A 4,906-nucleotide genomic window follows, 5' to 3' on the forward strand; every position below is an offset into this window, starting at 1 on the left:
CCTTTTTACATATTTCTATAAAATGCCCATAAAAAAAGCTAACCATAAAGGCTAGCTTTTATCTGTACAACAAAGATTCGTATTTTAATTAGATTTCGATGATGAACCTAAATTAGCGGCTAACTCTTTAATCCACGCGGAAAAATCATTTCCTAGTGTATCGTGTTGCATACCATATTCTACAAAGGCTTTCATGTAACCTAATTTATTTCCGCAGTCATGGCTTTTACCACATAAGTGGTATGCTTCAACGAGTTCCTTATTTTCCATCATTAATGCGATAGCATCCGTTAATTGGATTTCATCGCCAGCACCCGGTGCTGTTTTCGCTAATGCATCCCAAATCTTTTCGGATAATACATAACGCCCTACAATAGATAAATTGGATGGTGCTTCATCACGCTTCGGTTTCTCAACCATACGGGAAATCGGTTTACTATCGCCCGGATGTAAAGTCACACCGTTACAATCCACAATCCCGTAGTTAGAAACATCGTCTTCTGGTACTGGCTCGACTAAAATTTGGCTAGCTCCAGTAGTTTCGTAGTGTTCTAACATCTCTTTGAGGTTAAATTTCGTTAAATCGGTGCTATAGCGATCTAAAATAACATCCGGAAGGATTACGGCAAAAGGCTCATCACCCACCAATGGTTTCGCACATAAAATAGCATGACCTAAACCTTTAGCAATGCCTTGGCGTGTTTGCATGATAGTCACATGACTTGGGCAAATGGATTTCACTTCATCCAACAATTGGCGCTTAACTCGCGCTTCTAAGATGGCTTCAAGTTCAAAGCTGGTATCAAAGTGGTTTTCAATAGAATTTTTAGATGAATGTGTCACTAGCACAATTTCATTAATTCCTGCAGCAATACACTCATTAACCACATATTGGATTAAAGGCTTATCAACAACTGGTAGCATCTCTTTAGGAATTGCTTTCGTCGCTGGAAGCATACGTGTTCCTAAACCTGCTACAGGGATTACCGCTTTACGCACCTTGCGTTTGATCATCTCGAGAACTCCAAAAATTTAATAAGCACCGTTTATATTTTCAATAAACTATACTGGCGCGTTTTTAGTGCGCGCCAGTATATCAGGATTCATTATTGAATAAATAGAGATGGGTTCGTTTAGGATAAATAGAACCTAGATCCATTAAATAAGTGCATTATTTCTGAGCATAGGGATTAAACATTAACTTGATTTTTTGATTCGAATTATGAATAAGACACTTCCAACTCTCACCTTGAAAGTCTAATCGATTTGAATGGTATGTTTTTAGCGTACCTAGCGGGACATTTCGCGCGAGATGGTAATGATGCTGCTCCGTCGTAATATTGGCTTCCAGTCCTGCACTCGCCAAAATCACATTTTTAGATTTGGTATTAAAGTAACCGAGTAACAATGGAAACTGACCTGAAAAGCCAGAATCTTCCAGTAAGTGATTTATTTGATTAATAATGTTATCAATTTGAGGTAATTTTTTATCTCGGTTGTTCACCGCACTCTTTAAGAGGTCATTAAACACAACACGAATTAAAAACGCCGCCATCACCCCTTCTTGTGGAGAGCGTTCTATATCAATGCAATAAAATCCGATTTGCTCCTCAGATATTGCCGCGATATCCAACAGCAACCCAAAACGATTCGCTTCATTTAATTGTCTATAGTTTATCTTATAGCCATTGATAACCTGCGCGACTGGAGGCTGTAATTGTTTCAAGATGGCTAACATATCCAACTTGTCATTATTCAAAATGTTCGAAATATTCTGGATTTCATTTTCAATGAGTGTTTCAGAGTCATATTGCTCTGGATACAGTGCCGCATGAATCGTCACTTTCACTTCATCAAGATTTTTTATTGGCTTTAACAAAGCATCTTTCGCACCAAGACGAAACATTCTATCTAATTGCGTGAAGTCCGTAGTTGCTGAAATAACAATCACAGGTACATTAATATTACGCTCCACCAGCTCCGCCATAAATGATTCACCATTCATGATGGGCATGTTGAGATCACAAAGAATGACATCGGGAATCACCTTTTGTTGCGTGATCAGCTCAAGTGCAAGCGCGCCGTTGTCAGCGATGTAGACTTCTGTTTCTAAACTTTCGAGGTATTCACGAAGAATAGTACAAAAAATTTTTTCATCTTCAACTATGAGTATTTTTCTATTTTTCATATCATACCTACCACGACAACCCTGGTTTCATAAGTAATATATTCTGACGCCAATAGTCATATTATAAAATCATTAACGACTATATTTTTTAAGTATAGTTATTTTATCGAGAAAAGAATGAGCCAATCTTTAAAAAATAATTGTAGTTGCGGTCATCCTTTGCCGTTTGACCAATGCTGCTCTCCGCTGTTGCTTGGGCTGGTTATTGCTGAAACGCCAGAGCAATTAATGCGCTCACGATATAGCGCTTATGTCCATCACAATGTAGATTACCTCATCAAAACATGGCACCCAGATTGCCAAGCACAAGAGTGGCGAGAAGCTATCTTAGATAGTTTTGAACAAACTGAATGGCTGGGACTGCGAGTCATTAGTTCTTCTCATGCTAAAAATCCTGACGAAGCTTATGTCGAATTTTCGGCTTGCTTTATTGATGAAAAAGCTGATCATAAACAGCTTATTCACGAACGTTCCCGTTTTCTTCGCATTGATGCACAGTGGTATTACATTGACGGAATAACACCAAAAGTTGGGCGCAACGATGATTGCCCATGCGGCTCAGGAAAAAAATTTAAGAAGTGCTGCGATAGTTATTAATTCTCTGTTTATCAATTCGTATATTCATTGCATAAATTACGATTAGCCTAAATTATTAGGCTTTAGTCAGTTAAGGATTAGACAGTTCCATGCAACACAAAAATGTACAGAAAAAAATTCTCAGAACCATTTGCCCTGATGCAAAAGGATTGATCGCTAAAATCACCAATATTTGCTACAAACACCAGCTGAACATTATCCAAAATAATGAGTTTGTTGATCACCGTACTGGTCGTTTCTTCATGAGAACGGAACTGGAAGGGATTTTTAACGATGAAACCTTACTGGCAGATTTAGATGATGCATTACCAGAAGGCTCTAAGCGTGAATTAAACTCTGCAGGACGTCGCCGCATTGTTATTATGGTCACAAAAGAAGCGCACTGCCTTGGTGATCTTCTGATGAAGAGTGCTTACGATGGGTTAGATGTCGATATTGCTGCCGTTATCGGCAACCACGACACCTTGAAAAACCTTGTCGAGCAGTTTGGTATTCCATTCCATCATATTAGCCATGAAGGCTTAACGCGCGAACAGCACGATGAGAAACTCACGGCTCAGATTGATCAATATCAGCCTGACTATGTTGTCCTTGCTAAATATATGCGAGTGTTGACCCCCGCTTTTGTTCAGCACTACCCTAATCAAATTATTAATATTCACCACTCATTCTTACCGGCATTCATAGGCGCACGTCCTTATCACCAAGCTTATGAGCGTGGCGTTAAGATCATTGGAGCAACCGCTCACTTTGTGAATGATAATTTGGATGAAGGTCCAATCATCACGCAAAACGTTATCAATGTGGACCATACATTTACTGCGGATGATATGATGCGTGCAGGCCGCGACGTTGAAAAGAACGTACTGAGCCATGCTTTATATTGGGTATTGGCACAGCGCGTCTTTGTTTATGGCAATCGAACCATTATTTTATAACAGAGCGTATCGGTTATTAATTGTAGTAATTTGTTGATTTATCACGCATTGAGATTAAAAAATCAGCATTCAGACATTTTTTTTCAATTAATACTTTACAGGGGCGCGTCATTTGATATGATGCCGCCCGCTGTGAACGATTACAGCAATTCAAAATCTGGTGGGATACCCAAGCGGCCAAAGGGAGCAGACTGTAAATCTGCCGTCACAGACTTCGAAGGTTCGAATCCTTCTCCCACCACCATCTAAGCAACGTCTTTTCCAAGTTTATCAACTACCCCAATAAATCGATTTAATACACTTGAATGTGATTTTGATTTATAAATGTAACAGTCACTTTTATCCAAAAGTCCATTTAATGAAACATAGATCAGCGATCTATCGATCAGCTCATCCTCAGGATAATAGTCAATAATCCCGATAAAATCACCGTCTTGAATGAAACTCTGACAACACCCAATATTATCCATCTGTCGTATGCTGGATTTATTCTCTGCGGTTTCAACTTTAGCCAGCAAGTCACTCATCAGTGAGCTTTTATAAAATGAGGGATCGCATAGCCAAGTACTTTGTTGTAGTAAGACTACAACATCATGATTAAATTTCTCGTATAACTCTTTTCTACAATAAATACCTAAAGGCGCATTCTCTATTTTTTTTTGTAATGAAAACCTTTCACTGATGACTAATTCAGAACTTAAAATTAAAGTATTTCCATCATAATCGACAATTTCATCTACCTCATCATAGTTAAATCTTAATATATTAACCTGTACATTATTCTTATGTGCTGCCTGATATAAATTAATTAGATGATTTTCCTTCCCCCAGTCATAATAAATATTAGCTTCATTGACAATATAACCAGAAAAATGTTTTTTCGTTATTTCTTTCTCCTGCAAGTAGAGATCTCTAAGATCGTTATAAAGTTCTTGGCCATCCTTAGTTAATGTCATTCCAAATTTTTCTCGTTTAAAAAGCCGTTTACCCAAACTCGTTTCAAAGTCTTTTATGGATTTTGCGATGGGGGGTGTCGTGCGATTCATCACCCTTGCAGCCTTGCTTAGCGAGCCATTCTCAACAACTGCCATAAACGCCTCTAATTTTCTTGAAAAGAACATATCTATGACCCCATTCTATTTATTGAAATGTAAACCAACATGATTATTTTAAATAACAGCAT

5 protein-coding genes and 1 tRNA gene are annotated in these 4,906 nt (G+C 38.2%); 3 read left to right on the forward strand and 3 right to left on the reverse strand.

Annotated elements, in window-relative coordinates; translation table 11 throughout:
• Positions 1 to 84: 84 nt before the first annotated feature.
• Both galU and rssB read right to left on the reverse strand, forming a co-directional pair.
• On the reverse strand, positions 85 to 1,014 hold the full coding sequence (galU, locus tag JK188_RS16360) for a UTP--glucose-1-phosphate uridylyltransferase GalU (RefSeq protein WP_211885728.1): 930 nt from the start codon (positions 1,012 to 1,014) through the stop codon (positions 85 to 87).
• Positions 1,015 to 1,171: 157 nt separating this feature from the next.
• A complete protein-coding gene (rssB, locus tag JK188_RS16365) occupies positions 1,172 to 2,188 on the reverse strand; it encodes a two-component system response regulator RssB (protein ID WP_036956495.1) in 1,017 nt (338 codons plus the stop codon).
• 117 nt (positions 2,189 to 2,305) lie between these two features.
• On the opposite strand from rssB, the gene JK188_RS16370 reads away from it, so the two are divergent.
• The 3 genes from JK188_RS16370 to JK188_RS16380 all read left to right on the forward strand — a co-directional run bounded on the left by JK188_RS16370 (position 2,306) and on the right by JK188_RS16380 (position 3,967).
• Entirely contained in the window at positions 2,306 to 2,785 is a 480-nt protein-coding gene (locus JK188_RS16370) for a YchJ family protein (protein WP_108478069.1), read from the forward strand.
• Between the two features lie 89 nt (positions 2,786 to 2,874).
• On the forward strand, positions 2,875 to 3,723 hold the full coding sequence (gene purU / locus JK188_RS16375; protein WP_036956491.1) for a formyltetrahydrofolate deformylase: 849 nt from the start codon (positions 2,875 to 2,877) through the stop codon (positions 3,721 to 3,723).
• A 159-nt stretch (positions 3,724 to 3,882) separates the two neighbouring features.
• Positions 3,883 to 3,967 (forward strand) — tRNA-Tyr (locus JK188_RS16380).
• Between the two features lies 1 nt (position 3,968).
• Here the strand turns inward: JK188_RS16380 and JK188_RS16385 are convergent.
• Complete coding sequence (locus tag JK188_RS16385) at positions 3,969 to 4,844, reverse strand: LysR family transcriptional regulator (protein ID WP_211885730.1); 876 nt, start codon at positions 4,842 to 4,844, stop codon at positions 3,969 to 3,971.
• Positions 4,845 to 4,906 lie beyond the last annotated feature (62 nt).

The organism is Providencia sp. JGM181, assembly GCF_018257375.1.
In the GTDB taxonomy this organism is placed as follows: Bacteria; Pseudomonadota; Gammaproteobacteria; order Enterobacterales; family Enterobacteriaceae; genus Providencia; species Providencia lanzhouensis.